The 17,480-nt window shown below is 74.2% G+C and carries 15 protein-coding genes; 6 read left to right on the top strand and 9 right to left on the bottom strand.

What is annotated here, in order from left to right:
• Positions 1 to 96: 96 nt before the first annotated feature.
• Complete coding sequence (locus ACUXPL_RS01080) at positions 97 to 999, top strand: hypothetical protein (RefSeq protein ID WP_454181333.1); 903 nt, start codon at positions 97 to 99, stop codon at positions 997 to 999.
• 4 nt (positions 1,000 to 1,003) lie between these two features.
• On the opposite strand, the gene ACUXPL_RS01085 is transcribed toward ACUXPL_RS01080, so the two are convergent.
• Positions 1,004 to 2,185, bottom strand: a complete 1,182-nt coding sequence (locus ACUXPL_RS01085) for a YihY/virulence factor BrkB family protein (protein ID WP_454181335.1) — start codon at positions 2,183 to 2,185, stop codon at positions 1,004 to 1,006.
• A 149-nt stretch (positions 2,186 to 2,334) separates the two neighbouring features.
• On the opposite strand from ACUXPL_RS01085, the gene clpB reads away from it, so the two are divergent.
• The gene (clpB, locus tag ACUXPL_RS01090) at positions 2,335 to 4,929 is read left to right on the top strand and encodes an ATP-dependent chaperone ClpB (RefSeq protein ID WP_454181337.1); all 2,595 of its coding nucleotides are present in this window, start codon (positions 2,335 to 2,337) and stop codon (positions 4,927 to 4,929) included.
• Between the two features lie 74 nt (positions 4,930 to 5,003).
• Here clpB and ACUXPL_RS01095 read toward each other — a convergent pair whose 3' ends face one another.
• Positions 5,004 to 5,540 carry a hypothetical protein gene (locus ACUXPL_RS01095; RefSeq protein WP_454181339.1) on the bottom strand — a complete coding sequence of 179 codons (537 nt, stop codon included), beginning with the start codon at positions 5,538 to 5,540 and terminating at the stop codon, positions 5,004 to 5,006.
• A gap of 213 nt (positions 5,541 to 5,753) precedes the next feature.
• On the opposite strand from ACUXPL_RS01095, the gene ACUXPL_RS01100 reads away from it, so the two are divergent.
• Positions 5,754 to 7,106, top strand: a complete 1,353-nt coding sequence (locus tag ACUXPL_RS01100; protein ID WP_454181341.1) for a sensor histidine kinase — start codon at positions 5,754 to 5,756, stop codon at positions 7,104 to 7,106.
• Complete coding sequence (locus ACUXPL_RS01105) at positions 7,103 to 7,723, top strand: response regulator (RefSeq protein WP_454181343.1); 621 nt, start codon at positions 7,103 to 7,105, stop codon at positions 7,721 to 7,723. Before ACUXPL_RS01100 ends, ACUXPL_RS01105 begins: the two co-directional genes overlap by 4 nt.
• A gap of 112 nt (positions 7,724 to 7,835) precedes the next feature.
• On the opposite strand, the gene ACUXPL_RS01110 is transcribed toward ACUXPL_RS01105, so the two are convergent.
• A complete protein-coding gene (locus tag ACUXPL_RS01110) occupies positions 7,836 to 9,254 on the bottom strand; it encodes a M20/M25/M40 family metallo-hydrolase (RefSeq protein ID WP_454181345.1) in 1,419 nt (472 codons plus the stop codon).
• Between the two features lie 282 nt (positions 9,255 to 9,536).
• On the opposite strand from ACUXPL_RS01110, the gene ACUXPL_RS01115 reads away from it, so the two are divergent.
• Entirely contained in the window at positions 9,537 to 9,743 is a 207-nt protein-coding gene (locus ACUXPL_RS01115) for a DUF3073 domain-containing protein (protein WP_036314242.1), read from the top strand.
• On the top strand, positions 9,740 to 10,684 hold the full coding sequence (locus tag ACUXPL_RS01120; protein WP_454181348.1) for a Sir2 family NAD-dependent protein deacetylase: 945 nt from the start codon (positions 9,740 to 9,742) through the stop codon (positions 10,682 to 10,684). The genes ACUXPL_RS01115 and ACUXPL_RS01120 overlap by 4 nt, the downstream gene beginning before the upstream one ends.
• Before the next feature lie 1,126 nt (positions 10,685 to 11,810).
• Here the strand turns inward: ACUXPL_RS01120 and purM are convergent.
• The 6 genes from purM to ACUXPL_RS01150 all read right to left on the bottom strand — a co-directional run bounded on the left by purM (position 11,811) and on the right by ACUXPL_RS01150 (position 17,476).
• Complete coding sequence (gene purM, locus ACUXPL_RS01125; RefSeq protein WP_454181350.1) at positions 11,811 to 12,965, bottom strand: phosphoribosylformylglycinamidine cyclo-ligase; 1,155 nt, start codon at positions 12,963 to 12,965, stop codon at positions 11,811 to 11,813.
• Positions 12,962 to 14,575, bottom strand: a complete 1,614-nt coding sequence (gene purF / locus ACUXPL_RS01130) for an amidophosphoribosyltransferase (protein WP_454181352.1) — start codon at positions 14,573 to 14,575, stop codon at positions 12,962 to 12,964. The genes purM and purF overlap by 4 nt, the downstream gene beginning before the upstream one ends.
• The gene (locus ACUXPL_RS01135) at positions 14,572 to 14,979 is read right to left on the bottom strand and encodes a hypothetical protein (protein WP_454181354.1); all 408 of its coding nucleotides are present in this window, start codon (positions 14,977 to 14,979) and stop codon (positions 14,572 to 14,574) included. Before ACUXPL_RS01135 ends, purF begins: the two co-directional genes overlap by 4 nt.
• 146 nt (positions 14,980 to 15,125) lie before the next feature.
• Positions 15,126 to 15,527, bottom strand: a complete 402-nt coding sequence (locus tag ACUXPL_RS01140; protein ID WP_454181356.1) for a sterol carrier family protein — start codon at positions 15,525 to 15,527, stop codon at positions 15,126 to 15,128.
• Positions 15,524 to 16,597 (bottom strand): asparaginase, encoded by a 1,074-nt coding sequence (locus ACUXPL_RS01145; RefSeq protein WP_454181358.1) that lies wholly within the window; start codon positions 16,595 to 16,597, stop codon positions 15,524 to 15,526. The genes ACUXPL_RS01140 and ACUXPL_RS01145 overlap by 4 nt, the downstream gene beginning before the upstream one ends.
• A gap of 81 nt (positions 16,598 to 16,678) precedes the next feature.
• Positions 16,679 to 17,476 carry an ABC transporter ATP-binding protein gene (locus ACUXPL_RS01150; protein WP_454181360.1) on the bottom strand — a complete coding sequence of 266 codons (798 nt, stop codon included), beginning with the start codon at positions 17,474 to 17,476 and terminating at the stop codon, positions 16,679 to 16,681.
• Positions 17,477 to 17,480 lie beyond the last annotated feature (4 nt).

Below are 17,480 nucleotides of genomic sequence, written 5' to 3' on the forward strand. Positions count from 1 at the left end.
CCTGCCGCGGCTCGCCTCAGCAGTCGAAGGCTGGCCTCGCGCTGTGGGGATTGTCAGGCTGGTCACATCGTCGCCACTCGGTCTGAGAGGTCTCCCATGCTCCGCACCACCGCCCCCGCTCGCCCCGCCACCCTGTCCCTGCTCGCGGTGGGCGCGCTCGCGCTCGTCGGCTGCGGCGGGGGAGGCGGCGAGGCCTCGTCCTCCTCTCCCTCCTCCGACGCGTCCGCGGCCTCCCCGGCGACCGTCACCGTGACCGCGAGCCCCACGCAGGACGCGGCCACGTCGTCGGCCGCGGCCCCCTCGACAGCGGTGTCCACGGCCTCGTCCTCCGCCGCGTCCTCGGTGGCGGCGTCCGCGTCGGCCGACGCGTCCGAGTCCGCCCCGGCGGGGGCCGGCTCGGACCTCACGGACGAGCAGGAGGAGCGCGTGGAGGCGCTCGAGGACGTCCTGCTCACCCCCGAGACCGCGCCCGACGGCGTGTTCACGGACATGGAGACCCAGGCCGGCGGCGGCGGCGAGCCGATCAGCACCAGCCTGAGCCTGACGGGCGTCACCCCCACGGGCGCCTGCGCGGACCTCATCGAGCAGATCAACACGCAGCAGGCACCCGGGCTCGGCGGTGCGCTGGCCCAGTACGAGGTGGACCCGGCCGCCGTCACCGGACTGGCCGGTTCCCAGGCCGGGGCGTTCGGCATGGTCGCGGTCACCGAGGACGGCACCGATCTGCTGGCGCCCTTCGGCGAGCTGGCCGACACGTGCGGCACGTTCGGCGACCCGGACGGCGTCGAGGCGGCCTTCACGAAGGTGCCCGGCGTGCCGGACGCGGTCCACATCGCCCTGGGGAACTCGGGCATGGACACGGCCCTGTTCACCATGACCGTCGGCGGCGTCACGGACGGGGACGAGCTCGTGTACCTCGGCATGGTGGGCCTCGACGAGGAGATCGCGGCCGAGACGCTGCGTGCCCAGGTCGAGGCGTTCGAGAAGAGGGAGCGCTGACCCGTCAGCCGTCGGGCCGGGACGTCGGCTCGAGGCGGGCGCCGTCGTCGGACACCGGGTCCGCGTGGAACGGGCTGCCCGAGCTGACGTCCTCCGGGTCCCGCCGCCCCGACTCGACCGCGAGGAGGCGCCCCTCCTCGGAGAGCAGGCGCGTGGCGTCGATCGTGAGGTCCTCGCCGGCGCGCACGGCGTCGGCCACGAGCCGGGCCAGGCGGCGGTTGCGGGCCTCGTGCCGTTCGGAGTCCTCGAGCACCGCGGTGTGCCGCGTCGCCAGCTGGATCTCGACGGAGGCATCGATGCCGACGGCCAGTTGGCGGGCACGCAGCACCTCCGCGTCGAAGGCGGCCCCGGCCAACAGCACGATGCACGCCACCCACGCGAGGGCGAGCACACCGATCGCGGAGTTGATCCGCCCGACCACGGCGAACTGACCGAACCGGTCCGTGATCCAGCCCAGGGCCAGGGTGGCGCCGAAGAGCAGGACCACCACGGCCACGGCGCCGAGCGAGAGCGGGCGGTAGCGGGGCTGCCGGACGTTGGGCCCCAGGCGGTAGGCGAGGGTCACGATCAGGGCGATCACCACGAGGATGACCGGCCACTTCACCACGTTCCACGTCTGGACCGTCTCCTCCGGCAGGCCGACGGCCTGGCCGAGGCGCTGGGAGAGGTCCCCGCCGACGACCACCAGGATCGTGATCAGCACGGCGCCGAGCATGAGGGCGAGCGTCTCGACGAAGACCACGAGGCGGAAGTGGAGGAAGGGCCGGCCCTCGCGGGTGTCGTGGATGCGGTGCATGGCCCGGTGGAACGCGCCGACGGCGCCCGAGGCGGACACCACGGTGCCGGCGGCCCCGAGGACGACGGCGCCGGTGCCGGGCCCCGCCGAGCCGAGGGTCAGGATCCACTCGCGGACGACGTCGGGCGTCAGCGACGGCCAGATCTCGGCGGCCAGGTGGGCCGCGGCGTCCACGGTCTCCTCCTCGACGCCCAGCAGCGAGACCACGGACAGCAGGGCGACGACGGTGGGCAGCAGGGACAGCGCCCCGAAGAAGGTCATGGCGGCGGCCACATCCCAGACCTGCAGCTCGAAGAGCCGGTGCAGGGTGCGGCGCAGGACGTACAGCAGGGACACCCGCGGTCGGGTGTACGTGCGGAGGCGCCGGGGCGCCGCTGTGGAGCCGGCCATGGCACCAACGTACCGGCGCGCCGGGGAATAGCCCTGGCACGAGGAGAGTTGAGCTACATAGACTCAACTTCGTCTCGGCGGTGGGAATGGCCCGCCGTCGACGGTTGTCCGACACCCCCGGGACACGGGGGAGAAGGAGCGAGGCGCATATGGATGCCAAGTTCACCACCAAGAGCCAGGAGGCGCTCTCGGCCGCGGCCATGAACGCCTCCACCGCCGGCAACCCCCAGATCGAGCCGGCCCACCTGCTGAAGGCCCTGATGGACCAGCGGGAGTCCGTCGCCGTGGCCGTCCTCAAGGCCGCCGGGGCCGACCCCGACGCCGTCTCCACGGCGGCCTCCTCGGCCATCCGGCGCCTGCCCTCCACCCAGGGCAGCACGGTGGCCCAGGCCCAGCTCTCGCGCGCCGCCCTGCAGGTCGTGCAGAACGCGCGCACCCAGGCCGAGCAGCGCTCCGACCAGTTCGTCTCCACCGAGCACCTGCTGCTCGGCGTGGCCGCGGACCCGGGCGAGGCCGGTGAGGCACTGCGCTCGAACGGGGCGAGCCTCGAGGCACTCGCCGCCGCCCTGACCCAGGTGCGCGGCGACTCCCGCGTCACCACCCAGGACCCGGAGAACACCTTCCAGTCCCTGGAGAAGTACGGCACGGACCTCACCGAGGTCGCCCGCTCCGGCAAGCTCGACCCGGTGATCGGCCGCGACGCCGAGATCCGCCGCGTGGTGCAGGTGCTCTCGCGCCGCACCAAGAACAACCCCGTGCTCATCGGGGAGCCCGGCGTCGGCAAGACCGCCGTCGTCGAGGGCCTGGCCCAGCGGATGGTGGCCGGGGACGTCCCCGAGTCCCTGCGCGGCAAGACGCTGATCAGCCTGGACCTGGGCGCCATGGTCGCCGGCGCCAAGTACCGCGGCGAGTTCGAGGAGCGCCTGAAGGCCGTCCTCGAGGAGATCAAGGCCGCCGAGGGACAGGTCGTCACGTTCATCGACGAGATCCACACCGTCGTGGGCGCGGGCGCGTCCGAGGGCGCCATGGACGCGGGCAACATGCTCAAGCCCATGCTGGCCCGCGGCGAGCTGCGTCTGATCGGTGCGACGACCCTGGACGAGTACCGCGAGAACATCGAGAAGGACCCCGCCCTGGAGCGCCGCTTCCAGCAGGTCTACGTCGGCGAGCCCAGCGTGGACGACTCGATCGCCATCCTGCGCGGGCTCAAGGAGCGCTACGAGGCCCACCACAAGGTGGCCATCGCCGACTCCGCGCTCGTGGCCGCGGCCGCGCTGTCCGACCGGTACATCACCGGCCGCCAGCTGCCGGACAAGGCCATCGACCTCGTGGACGAGGCCGCCTCGCGCCTGCGCATGGAGATCGACTCCGCCCCGGAGGAGATCGACGTCCTGCGCCGCCAGGTGGACCGCCTCACCATGGAGGAGCTCGCCCTCGAGGGCGAGACGGACCCGGCATCCGTCGAGCGGCTCGAGGCCCTGCGCGCCGAGAAGGCGGACCGCGAGGAGGAGCTCACCGCCCTCACCGCCCGCTGGGACGCGGAGAAGGCCACCCTCAACGAGGCCGGTGACCTGCGGGCCAAGGTGGACGAGCTGCGCTCGCTGGCCGAGAAGGCCCAGCGCGACGGTGACCTCGCCGAGGCCTCCCGCCTGCTGTACGGCGAGATCCCCGCGCTGGAGAAGCAGCTCGAGGAGGCGGACCGCACCGCCCGCGAGGCCGACCGCTCGGCCACCGAGCCGATGGTCTCCGAGGAGGTCACGGCGGACGACATCGCCGAGGTGGTCTCCGCCTGGACCGGCATCCCCGCCGGGCGCATGCTCACCGCCGAGTCCGAGAAGCTGCTCACCATGGAGGACCACCTCGGCGAGCGGCTGATCGGGCAGCGGGACGCCGTCGTCGCCGTCGCGGACGCCGTGCGCCGCTCGCGGGCCGGCATCGCGGATCCGAACCGGCCCACCGGCTCGTTCCTGTTCCTGGGCCCCACGGGCGTGGGCAAGACCGAGCTCGCCAAGGCGCTCGCGGAGTTCCTCTTCGACGACGAGCGCGCCATGGTGCGGATCGACATGTCCGAGTACGCGGAGAAGCACTCCGTCTCCCGCCTGGTCGGCGCCCCTCCGGGCTACGTCGGCTACGACGAGGGCGGCCAGCTCACGGAGGCCGTGCGGCGTCGCCCGTACTCGGTGGTGCTGCTGGACGAGGTGGAGAAGGCCCATCCCGAGGTCTTCGACATCCTGCTCCAGGTGCTCGACGACGGCCGCCTCACCGACGGCCAGGGCCGCACCGTGGACTTCCGCAACGTGATCCTGATCCTCACCTCGAACCTGGGCTCGCAGTTCCTCGTGGACCCGACCCTGGACGAGGCCGCCAAGCGCGAGTCCGTGATGTCCGTGGTGCGCGCGGCGTTCAAGCCCGAGTTCCTCAACCGCCTGGACGAGATCGTGCAGTTCGACGCACTCACCGTGGCCGAGCTGACGCGGATCGTGGACCTGCAGGTCGAGTCCCTGCAGGCGCGCCTGACGGACCGCCGCCTCACCCTCGAGGTGTCCGACGCCGCCAAGGCCTGGCTCGCCGAGACCGGGTTCGACCCGGCCTACGGCGCCCGGCCCCTGCGCCGCCTGGTGCAGCGCGAGATCGGCGACCGCCTGGCCCGCGGCATCCTCGCCGGGGAGATCGCGGACGGGGACACCGTGGTCGTGGACCGCGTCGAGGGCGAGAACGGCCTCACCGTGACCCGGAAGGGCTGACGCCGGGACCGAGGGCCGTGCCCACCCCCGTGCTCGGGGGCGGGCACGGCCCTCGGCCTGTCCACGGGCGCGATTCAGAAGGTGCCCGGCGTCGCGCCCCGCGCACCGTTCCAGCTCACGAGGCCGAAGGCCACGCACGCCGTCAGCGCCGTGTAGAGGACGATGGCGACGGCCTGCCATGCCATCACGCGGTGCCGGTTCGCCCCGAAGGACACCATGGCCGGGGCCGCGACGTGCCCGGGGATGAGGAACCAGGGGCCGAGCAGGCTCAGCCCGGGCACGCCCCACGCCTCGAAGCGGCGGTGCAGGTGGACGTGGTGATCGGCCACCGGGGTGCCGGGGCCGGTCGCCGGAACCGCGGCGTCGGCGGCCACCCCACGGCGCGCGGTGACGGCGGAGCGCACGCCGTGGGCCGCGTAGACCAGGAGCGCGACGGCGAGGAGGTTGCCCAGCGCGGCGGCGGGGATGGCCACCCACGGGTGCACCCCGACGACGACGCCGATCAGCCCGGCGCCCTCGCCCTCCACGAACGGGATGAAGGAGACGAGGAAGACGCCCACGCCCTGCAGCGCCTCCGGCAGTCCCGTCACGAACTCGCGTGCGATGTTCATCAAGTCCATCGTGACCACGTTCCTCTCGAGTGCTGTCGTTCGGGACAACGTCGTGTTCCCGAGTGCTCCGGTTCGGGATCCGGTCGGGTTCCCGAGCTGGTGACTCCAGCCTTCCGCCCGGCGGGCTCGACAAGAAGTGCCGCAGCGTCACCTCCGCCCGGGCATCTCCGCACGGCGGGCCATGACAGTTGTCACGCCCGTAGGGTGAGGCCCATGAGGATCGAGGGGAACCACGACGACGGCCGCCCGGCCCCGCCTGCCGTCGCACCGGGGCGCCGTCCGACCGGCTCCCTGCCCACGGCCAACCCCGCGGGCCTGGGGTCTGCCGGGCCCACCGGGCCCGGCCCGCACTCCGGCGACCTCACCGGCGCGTGGTGGTACACGTGGACCGGCTTCCTGCTCTGTGTCCTGGTGATCGCCGGCTTCTCCGCGCTCGGCCCGCTGTCCCACCTGCGGGAGCACCTGGAGGCCGGTCGCACCGAGCAGGTCGTCGCACTGGCGGTCCTGCTCCTGCTCCACGTCCTCGGAGTCGTCGGCCAGCTGCACGTCGCCCGCCACTTCCAGGCCCCGCCGCCCGAGGAGACGGAGGGGCCGGTGTTCGGCCGGCGTGACCTGGCCTGGCTGTTCGGCCCCACCGTCCCGCTCGCGCTCGCCGGTGCCGTCTTTCCGGCGCTGGGGCTCACGGGGACGGGCACGTGGTGGGCCCTGCCCCTCTGGCTGTCTTCCCTCGTCCTCGCCCTGCTGGTGCACCCGTGCCGGCGGCGTCCCGTCCTCTGGGCCGGCTTGGCGGCCTCACTCGTCCTCGGGGCGGCGGCGGTCCTCCAGGATCCCGCAGGGCCCGCCGACACGGCCGTCGGCTTCCTCGTCTGGTGCGTGATCACCGCCTGCATGATCGTTCCCACGGTCTGGTTCTGGAGGCTGATGCAGCGCCTCGACAACGCCCGGCGGCAGGCCGCGGACCTCGCCGTCACCCGCGAGCGGCTGCGCTTCGCCGCCGACCTGCACGACGTCCAGGGCCACCACCTGCAGGTCATCGCACTCAAGGCCGAGCTCGCCGAGCGCCTGCTGGCCAAGGGCCGGACCGAGGACGCCGAAGCCTCGCTGCACGAGGTGCGTGAGCAGGCCCGGGAGGCGCTCGCCGAGACCCGGGCCCTCGTCCGCGACCTCCGCGAGGTCTCCGCCGAGCGCGAGCTGGTCAACGCGAAGGAGGTGCTCACCGCCGCCGGCACCGCCACCGAGGTCGGCGCCGACCCGCACCTGGGCCCGCTCGGCCCGGCCGCCGGCCGCCTGGTCGGTCTGGCCGTCCGCGAGGCCACCACGAACATCCTGCGCCACGCCTCGGCCGGCCACGCCCGCATCGAGCTCACCGCGGCCGGCCCGGACGCCGTGCGCCTGGTCATCGTCAACGACGGCGCTCCCACGGCGGACGCCGGCACCGGCGGCACCGGGCTGGCGGCCCTGGCCGAGCGCGCCGAGGCGGCCGGCGGGACCCTGACCGCCACCCAGGCGGGCGGGGAGTTCACCCTGACCCTGACCGTGCCCCGCACCGAGAAGGAGACCGCATGAGTGCCCCGACCGAGAGGATCCGCGTGCTCGTCGCCGACGACGAGGTCCTCATCCGCGGCGCCGTGGAGGCGCTGCTCGCCCTGGAGGAGGACCTGGAGGTGCTGCCCGGCATCTCCGACGGCATCGCCGCCGTGGCCGCCGCGCAGGAGCACCGCCCGGACGTCTGCCTGCTGGACCTGGAGATGCCGGGGCTGGACGGCGTGGAGGCCGCCCGACAGATCCTGCGCTCGGTGCCCACGAAGGTCGTCATCTTCACCCGGCACGCCCGCCCCGGCGTGCTGCGCCGGGCGCTCGCGGAGCAGGTGTCCGGGTTCGTCCCGAAGTCGACGCCGGCCGAGGAGCTGGCCGTCGTCCTGCGGCAGGTGGTGGCGGGCCGGCGCTACGTGGACCCCGAGATCGCCGCCTCCGCGCTGACGGCCGAGCGCAGCCCCCTGACCGAGCGCGAGCTGGACGTGCTGCGGGCCGGGCGGGACGCCGCTCGCGTGGAGGACATCGCCGCCGCCCTGCACCTGGCCCCGGGGACCGTGCGGAACCACGTCTCGAACGCGATCGGCAAGCTCGGTGTGCGGACCCGTCAGGAGGCCGAACGGGCGGCGTGGGAGGCCGGCTGGATCTGAGCGCGGCCGGCCCTGCAGGAGACGCGTCGGGGGCGGTTTCGGGTGGTATCCGGCCTGGATACCACCCGAAACCGCCCCCGACGGCATCTGCCGGTCGGGCGGACGCCTCGGGTCAGCGGGTGCCGAGGGCGTCGGCGTCCTGCTGGAGGGTGCCGATCAGGTTCGCCACCGCGCGGGCCGTGTGGGTCAGCGTGGTGATGGAGACGTTGTCGATGTCGTCCTGGGGCGTGTGGTAGTTGTCGTCGCGGATCGAGAGCAGGCCCGTCGAGGCGATGCCCGCGTCCACGAACGGGGCGTAGTCCGAGCGGCCGTTGCTGCCCTCGGGCTGGTGCGCGTGGCCGTCGCGGTCGAGCTGCGCGCCGAGCAGGGACTCAGCACCGATCGACCAGTCGGCCGTGAGCACGCCGAGCGTGTTCTGGTGGTCCAGCGGGGCCACCATGTCCAGGTTGGTGTAGAGGATGATGTCCTCGCGCTCCGCGGCGGTCAGGGTGTCCACGTAGTGGTGCGAGCCCAGCAGGCCGATCTCCTCGGCGCCCCACAGGGCGAAGCGGACCTTGCTCTCCGCCTTGTTGGCCTTGGCGGCCTGGCGCGCGACTTCGAGGGTCGCCGCGACGCCCGAGGCGTTGTCGTGGATGCCCGGGCCCTCCGGCACGCCGTCCAGGTGGGCGCCGAGCATCACGACGTCGTCGTCGCTGCCCGTGCGCGTCTCCGCCAGCACGTTCCAGGTGGGCCGCTGCTCCACGAGCTGCTCGAGGTCCAGGGTGACGGTGGCGCCGCCGGCGCGGGTCTGGGCCAGCAGGTCGGCGCCCAGCTCGCGGGTCACGCCCACGGTCCCGACGACGTCGCCCGGCTCGGCGCCCAGGGTGCCGTTCAGCGCGCCCTCGGCGTTGTTGTAGATGATGACGGCCTCGGCGCCGGAGGCGGCCGCGACCTGGGACTTCTGGGCGAAGCTGCAGTCCCCCCGGGAGACCAGGGCGACGCTGCCGGTCAGGTCCGCGCCGGCCCAGTCCGCCTCGGCGCAGCCGGTGGGGGCGCCGACGGGGGCGGTGAGCGGGGCGTCGGTGACCTGCGCCGAGGGCGAGGACGTGAAGACGGTGTGCTCGAGGTCGCGCTGGACGGGCCCGGTCTGCTGGAGCCGGTCCCGCAGGGTCTCGGTGTAGGTGATCTCGAACTCCTGGAGCTCGACGTCGTAGCCGGCCTCCTCGAGCTCGCCCACGGCGTAGTCGAGGGAGGCCTGGAAGCCCGGCGTGCCCGCGGCGCGGTTGCCGTGCTCGTCCGCGATGGCCGCGAACGCCTCGATGTCCTGGCGGAGGTGGTCCGAGGAGATGGATCGGACCAGCTTCTCCGGTGAGTTCGGGTTGCCGCCGGCGCGGTTCCGGCCGGGGCCCAGGCCCCGGTCGGCGGACTGCGCGGTGGCGGCGGTGGCCTTCGCCGGGGCGGCCGGGGAGGACGGGGCGGCGATCGAGACGGGGGCGGCGGTCAGCGTGGCGGCCAGGGTGGCGGCGGCCAACAGGGTGGGGGTGCGGCGCATGGGCATCCTCATCGTGGGAGCGGGTGTGACGTACGCAACCTAGCCGCTCGTCCAGCGTCCGTACAGGGGGCGTGTCACGCCCGTCCAGCCGGATGCCGCGCGTGTCGCGGCCGCCGGCGCCGCCACGTGCCCCGCCGGGCCGGGCCGGCCGTCGTCGTCCACAGGCCGTCCGGCGGGTCATGTATCCTTGTCCGCACGAACCATATTGACCAGTGAAGACCTCGGCGGGCCCCTGTGCGCCACAGATCCGAGGCGGCGAGAGATGCGAAGGGGGTCACGCTCATGGGGCGCGGCCGTCAGAAGGCGAAGGCCACGAAGCAGGCACGGGAGATGAAGTACTTCTCTCCCGGAACAGACCTCTCGGCACTGGAGCGAGAGCTCACGGGCGGACGCACGCGCGGCCCGGAGCAGGACCAGGAGCCCGAGTACGAGGATCCGTACGCGGACCTCTACGCGGAGGACGAGGACGACGACGCGCGGGCGCGATGACGCCCGCACGGCATCCGGCCCTGGACGGGCATCAGGCCGCCCTGCGGTCGATCGCCAGGGTGGTGGATGAGACAGCACCGCTGCAGGACCCCGAGACGGCGTCTCGGGGTCTGCTGCGTCTGATGGAGGAGTCCCGCCCGCTCGTGATCACCGGGGCCGGCGTGTCCACCGACTCCGGCATCCCGGACTACCGGGGGCCGAACGGGTCCCTGCACCGCCACCGGCCGATGACGTACCAGGAGTTCCGGGACGACCCGGCCGCCCGCCACCGCTACTGGGCGCGCTCGTTCGTGGGCTGGCGCCGCATGGACCAGTCCCGCCCGAACGAGGCACACCGCATCCTCGCGCGCTGGGCGGCCGAGGGGCGCATCGCCGGCATCCTGACCCAGAACGTGGACGGGCTGCACGCCGAGGCCAGACGCGCGGCGGGCATGCCAGAGGACCGGCTGATCGAGCTCCACGGGGACCTGGCGCGCGTGGCCTGCCTGGACTGCGGGGCCACCGAGTCCCGCCGTGACCTGGACCTGCGGCTCGAGGCCGCCAATCCGGGCTACCTCGAGCGCGTGGCGATCGACCCGGACGCCGTGAACCCCGACGGGGACGTCTCCCTCGACCAGCACTGGGTGGAGGAGTTCATGATGGTCGGCTGCCGGGTGTGCGGCTCCGTGAAGCTCAAGCCGGACGTCGTGTACTTCGGCGAGTCCGTGCCCGCGGCGCGGCGCGCGGCCGCGGAGGCGATGGCCGACGACGGCGGCACGGTGCTCGCCGTCGGCACCTCGCTGGCCGTGATGAGCGGCTACCGGTTCGTGCTGCGGGCCGAGCGGGCCGGGCATGCGACGGGGCTGATCAATCTCGGCCCCACCCGCGCCGACGCCAAGGCCCGCTGGCGCTGGCGCGCTCCGGTCGCCGACGCGCTGGCCTGGCTCGACGCCCGCCTCTGACCCCCCGCCCACGTTTTCGTGCGGGAAATGGCGGGCGCTGGGGTGTTTTCGCTCGGGAAACGGCGGGCGCCGCACCCTGGGTCCCGGAGTCACGCACGACTCCTGCACAGGTGGCACCGCCGACGTCGTCGTCCACCGTGGGTGCTCCCGTGCGGCCGGGGCCGGCCGGGTTGAGCCATCGTCAGGGGCATGGCCACGTCATCCCAGCCCTTGTCGGACATCGTCGCGGCCGGCCGGCCGTTCACCCGTGGCGATCTGCGCGCGGCCGGGGTGTCGGAGCGACTGGTCCGCGGCGCTGATGTGCGGCGCGTGACGCATGGGGTCCATCGGCTCCGGACCGACCACCTCGGCTCGTGGGCGGAGCTCGGCTACGCCGAGGCCCCCGCTCCCTTCGCGCCGGAGGAGACGGCCGCGATCGTGGAGGCGAGCGGGGGAGTGGCCTCCCACCTCACAGCGTTGCTCCTGCACCGCGTGCCGCTGCCGCCGTTCCTGGCGGAGGACGGCACGGTGCACGTGTCCCGGCCGCACCCGCGCGGGGCGAGCGTCCGCCCGGAGATCACCTCGCATGCCCGCCTGATCCCAGCCGCGGATGTGACCGTCCTCCATGGGATCCGCCTGACGAGCCTGGAGCGATCCTGGGCGGATCTGGCCGCACTGCTCCGTCCGGGCATGCTCGAGCCCGTCGTGGCGGCCGGGGACGCCCTCGTCCACCGGCCGTGGTCGCCGGAGGGGCGCCGCTCACCACGGACCACGACGGCGGCCCTGCGGTCCGCGCTCCTGCGTGCCGGGCGGTTCAAGGGAGTGCGCACCGCCCGTGCCGCCCTCGAGCTGGTGCGGGTGGGCGCGGACTCCCCGCAGGAGACAGCCCTGCGATTGGCTCTGGCCCACGCCGGCCTGCCCGAGCCGGAGCTCCAGCTGGTGCTGCACCCGGGCCGGGCGCGTTCGCCGGACGCAGATCTGGGCCACGGTGGACGACGCTCGGGACGACTTCCGGCGCGTCGTCGGCGAGGTGCGGGCGCACCGGGCCCGGCTCGGCGGGCGGGTGTTCGCGTCGTGAGCCGCCGTTTCCCGAACGAAAACGCTCCGGTGCCCGCCGTTTCCCGAACGAAAACGCCCCGCGTGGGGGTCAGGCGGCGTACTGGCCGCGCATCAGCACGGCGCCGCCGTCGACGCCCTTGGCGCCCTGCACGAAGTCCAGGCCCGCGGCCGCCGCGTCGTCGGTGAGGGCGCCGATGGTGCCCATCTCCCACGCGTCGATGCCGGCGTCCACGAGCACGGAGATCGACTTCGCGGCCACCTCCGGGTCCACCACGGCCACCATGCCCACGCCGAGGTTGAGGGTGCGCTCGAGGTCGGACTGCGGGACGCGGCCGAGCTCGCCCACCAGGCGGAACACGGGCGGCAGGGACCAGGTGTCGCGCTCGACGGTCGCCATGAGGCCCTGCGGGAGCACGCGCGCCAGGTTCGCGGCCAGGCCGCCGCCGGTCACGTGGCTGAACGCGCGCACCGGGAGGTCCGAGCCGCCGTCGTGGCCGTTGAGGCGCTGCACCAGGTCGAGGCAGGCGCGGGAGTAGATGCGGGTCGGCACGAGCAGCTCCTCGCCGAGGGTGCAGCCGAGCTCGGTGACCTCGCGGTCGAGGGACCAGCCCGCGGCGTTCACCACGCGGCGCACGAGCGAGTAGCCGTTCGAGTGGATGCCGGAGGAGGCCATGCCGATCACGACGTCGCCGGACTGCACCCGCTCCGCGCCCAGGACCATGTCCGCCTCGACCACGCCGGTGGCCGCGCCCGCCACGTCGTACTCGTCCGCGGCCAGCAGACCCGGGTGCTCGGCGGTCTCGCCGCCCACGAGCGCGGTGTCGGCCAGGCGGCAGCCCTCGGCCACGCCGCGCACGATGTCCGCGATGCGCTCGGGCACGACCTTGCCGCACGCGATGTAGTCGGTCATGAACAGGGGCTGGGCGCCGACCACCACGATGTCGTCCACGACCATGCCCACGAGGTCCTGGCCGATGGTGTCGTGCTTGTCCATCGCCTGCGCGATCGCCACCTTGGTGCCGACGCCGTCCGTGGACGTGGTCAGCAGCGGCTTGCGGTACTGCAGCAGAGCGGAGGCGTCCCACATGCCGGCGAAGCCGCCGATGCCGCCCATGACCTCGGGGGTGTGGGTGGCCTTCACGGCGTCCTTCATCAGCTCGACGGCACGGTCGCCGGCCTCCACGTCGACGCCGGCCGAGGCGTAGGTGATCGGGGCGGATGAGGGGGTCTGGTTCGGGGTCACAGCGGGGTCCTGTCCGTCTCGGTGAGCAGCTTCTCGTCGTCGGCGTCCGGGCCGGGCTCGCAGCCTGTGGCGGTCACGGTGGTGGTCTCGCCGCCCTCGTCCAGCACCACGGTGGACGCGGGCGACACGGCGACCGGCTCCAGCAGGCCCTTGCCGCGCTCGCCCTCGTCGGCCAGCGGGATCGGGTAGTCGCCGGTGAAGCAGGCGGTGCACAGGCGTTCGCGCGGCTGCCCGGTGGCCTCGATCATGCCCTCCTCGCTGATGTAGGCCAGCGAGTCGGCGCCGATGGACGCGGCGATCTGGTCCACCGCGGCGCCGTTGGCGATGAGCTCGGCGCGGGTGGCGAAGTCGATGCCGTAGAAGCAGGGCCACTTCACGGGCGGGGAGGAGATCTTCACGTGCACCTCGGCGGCGCCGGCCTCCTTGAGCATCCGCACGACGGCGCGCTGGGTGTTGCCGCGCACGATCGAGTCGTCCACCACCACGACGCGCTTGCCGGCCACCACGGTGGTCTCGACGTTGAGCTTGAGGCGGATGCCGAGCTGGCGCAGCGTCTGCGACGGCTGGATGAAGGTGCGGCCCACGTACGCGTTCTTCACGAAGCCCTGGCGGAACGGCAGGCCCGAGGCGTCCGCGTAGCCCACGGCGGCGGGCGTGCCGGACTCGGGCACGGGGATCACGACGTCGGCCTCGACCGGCTGCTCGAGCGCGAGGCGGCGGCCCATCTCCACGCGGGACTCGTACACGGAGCGCCCGGCGATCGTGGCGTCCGGCCGGGCGAGGTACACGTACTCGAACACGCAGCCGGCCGGCTTGGACTCGGCGAAGCGGGTGGAGCGGATGCCCTCCTCGTCGATCGCGATCATCTCGCCGGGCTCGACCTCGCGGATGAAGGAGGCGCCGACGGTGGCGAGGGCCGACTGCTCGGAGGCCACCACCCAGCCGCGTTCGAGGCGGCCGAGCACCAGCGGGCGCACGCCCTGCGGGTCGCGGGCGGCGTAGAGGGTGCGCTCGTCCATGAACACGAAGCAGTAGGCGCCGCGGATCTTCGGCAACAGCTCGAGGGCGGTCTCCTCGAGGCGGTCCCCGGGGGCGCCGTGCAGCAGGGCCGTGACCAGGGCGGTGTCCGTGGTGTTGCCCTGCTTCATCTCACCGTGGGTGTGGCGGCCCTCCGCGGCGTGCACCATGCGCAGCAGCTCGGCGGAGTTCACGAGGTTGCCGTTGTGCGCCAGGGCGACCGTGCCGTCGTCGGCGGTGGCGCCCAGGGTGGGCTGGGCGTTGGCCCACTTGTTCACGCCGGTGGTGGAGTAGCGGCAGTGGCCGACGGCGATGTGGCCGCTCAGCGCGGTGAGCGTGGCCTCGTCGAACACCTGGGAGACCAGGCCGATGTCCTTGTAGACGGCGATGCGCCCGCCGTCCGAGACCGCGATGCCCGCCGACTCCTGGCCGCGGTGCTGGAGGGCGTACAGGCCGTAGTAGGCCAGCTTCGCGACCTCCTCGCCCGGCGCCCAGACGCCGAACACGCCGCATTCGTCCTGCGGCCCCTGGTCCTGGGGGTCGAGGGCGGCGGTCAGGCGGCCGTCGCCTCGTCGGGTGCGCGGTGCGATCACTGCTCGGGGGTCCTTTCGGTGGGGGTGGTGCGGGCGGGCGGGGCACCCGCGTCCACGCGGCCCAGGCGGACGTCCGCCACGGCCGGGTCGTCGATGCGCTCGAGGACCACGGTGCGCGCGGTCGACCGCGAGCGGCGGTCCAGCAGCAGCCACACGAGCAGTCCGAGCACGCTCGTGCCGAGCATGCTCAGCAGCGCCGCGAAGCCGAACGTCTCCGAGAAGGAGAGCGGGATGCCGGAGTACGGGTCCGCGGGCGGGGTGGGGGAGGCGTGGACCGCGGTGGTGATCACGAGGGCGATCAACAGGCCGAGCGCGAGGGCCACCGCGAGCACCGCGGTCAGCCGCGGGGCGCGACGGACGGTGTAGGCGCGCTGATCGGGGGTCGGCTCGGGGGCGGAGGTCATGCGCGCCAGTCTATCGAGCCGGGCGCTGGGGCCAGTCCCCCCCCGTGCCCGCGGCAGGCTCGGCAGAGCTGCATCCCGCCACGAGGAACGGTGCCGACGTTCGAACGGTCGGTGCCGTCGAGAGGACTGCCGCGTCCACCCTTCGCTCACGGCCGCACGAGCGGCAGGTGCGCGCCGAGGTCGGCTCGCACGCCCGAGGCGCGCACGCCGCCGGCCGCCGTCGCCTCATCCCAGGTCGTCAGTCCCGTCGCCAGGGACAGCCATGTCACGGCGTCCATCTCCACCACGTTGGGCGGGGTGCCGCGGGTGTGCCGGGGCCCGGGGAGACACTGGGCGACGCCGAAGGGCGGCACGCGCACCTCCACGGAGTTCCCGGGCACGCGGGTCGCCAGCTCCTCGAGTGCGAAGCGCACTGCCGTCGCCCGCGTGGGGCGCGGCAGCGCGGCGGCCGCTGCGGGGTCCGCCGCGTGGGCGCGTGCCCACGCCAGCAGCGCCGCATGGCCCTCGACGACGGGCACCCGGCGACGGGGGACGGAGCCGGTGGTCACGCCCGCGCCTCGAAGGCCGGCAGGATGTCCCCCACGAGGTCCCGCACCGGCGCGGCCAGGCGGATCTCGCCGACCGGCTCGCCCCGGCCGAGCACCGGGGGCACGACGGCGGCCAGCACGCCCGGCAGCGTCGCCCGGTCCACGTGGTCCGGGGCGAACCGGGCCAGCAGCGCGAGCGCGACCAGGTCGCCGGCCCGCGTGCCGCCGTCGAGCGCCTTGACGGCCACGGCCGTGCCGTCCGGCGCGGCCATGACGAGCACGCCGTCCGCGCCCGCCTTGGCGAGCAGGCCGAGCTCGCGCATCACCACGGTGTTGGAGCTCGTCTCCCCGTGGACGGCCCACGGGTGCTCGAGCATCGCGGTGGCGACGGCCGCCGCGTGCGGGTCCGCGTCGGCGCGGCCGGGCGCCGCGGCGACCCGCCCGATGCCGCGGGCCAGGCCCGCCAGGGAGACCACGGCGGCGGGGGCGCCGCAGCCGTCCACACCGGTGTGGGCCACCGGCTCGCGGCAGTACTCGGCGATCACCGCGTCCACCTCGCGCTGCAGCGGATGCGCCGGGTCGAGGTACGTGGCGACGTCGTGCCCGGATGCCGCGCAGGCCGCGAGGAAGCCGGCGTGCTTGCCGGAGCAGTTGAAGGCCAGCGGGGTGGCGGCGGCGGCCTCGCCGTCGCGGCGGACCTGGGCGACCACTTCGGAGGTGTCCGCGGGCCAGGCCGGCGGACACCGCAGGGCGGACGCGTCGAGGCCGGCGTCCGCGAGCATGCGCTCGGCCAGCGCCTGGTGCCGGAGCGTGCCCCGGTGCGAGCCGCACGCGATGGACAGGGCCTCACCCGCCAGCGCCGCCCCGTGGCGCAGCGACGCGACGGCCTGGAACGGCTTCAGCGTGGAGCGCGGGTAGATCAGCGCGTCCGCGGGGCCGAGCCCGGCCAGCACCCGCCCGTCGGGGCCGGTCACGACGGCGGCGCCCGCCGTCCGGGACTCGACGAAGCCGTTGCGGACGGTCTCCACGAGCTCGACGGCGTCGGACAGGGCGAAGGTCTCGCCCGTGGGGGCGACGGTGGCGTGGGTCATGCGGTCCAGGGTAGCGAGGGCCCCGGACGCGCCGGGCCTCCGGGGCCGGTGGGCCGGGTCGGGTGCGGCGGCGTCAGCGGCTCACTCCGCGGAGAGCCGCCCGTCCACCATGGTCAGGGTGCGGTCCGTGGCGGAGAGGAACTCGTGGTCGTGCGTGACCATGAGCGTCGCCACCTGCTCCTCGCGGGTCAGCGTGCCCAGCAGGTCCACGACGGCGGCCGAGCGCTCGCGGTCCAGCGCGGAGGTGGGCTCGTCCACGAGCAGCAGCGTCGGGGAGGCCATGAGCGCGCGCACGATGTTCACGCGCTGCCGCTGGCCGCCCGAGAGCTGGTGCGGGCGCTTGCCGGCCTGGTCGGCCAGGTCCACACGCTCGAGCAGCTCCATGGCCCGGGCCTTGGCGGCCCTGCGGTCGGCGCGGGTGGCGTCGCGGTCCAGGTGCACGGTCAGCTCGAGCTGCTCGGCGGCGGTCAGGGACGGGATGAGGTTGGGCTGCTGGAAGATCAGGCCGATCTCCTGGCCGCGCAGCGCGGTGCGCTCCTTCCGGGACAGCCCGGCCATCTCGCGGCCGGCCACGGACACGCTGCCGGAGGTGGGCGTCACGAGGCCCGCGGCCACCGCCAGCAGGGAGGACTTGCCGGAGCCGGACGGGCCGACCATCGCGGTGAACGTGCCGGGGAGCAGGTCCAGGCTGACCTCGTCCAGGGCGCGCAGCACGCCGCGCTCGCCGTCCGGGTACTCCAGCACGAGGTCGCGCACGGACAGCGCGGGGGTGGCGTCGGCCGCGGCGGCGGGGCGCTCGCCGGCGACGCGGTGGGCGGCCGCGGCGGCCGGGGTGCGGAGGGCGTCGAGGTCGGCCTGCGGGGCGGTGAAGGTGGTCATGGGG

It is taken from the genome of Micrococcus sp. 140720015-1 (assembly GCF_053627595.1).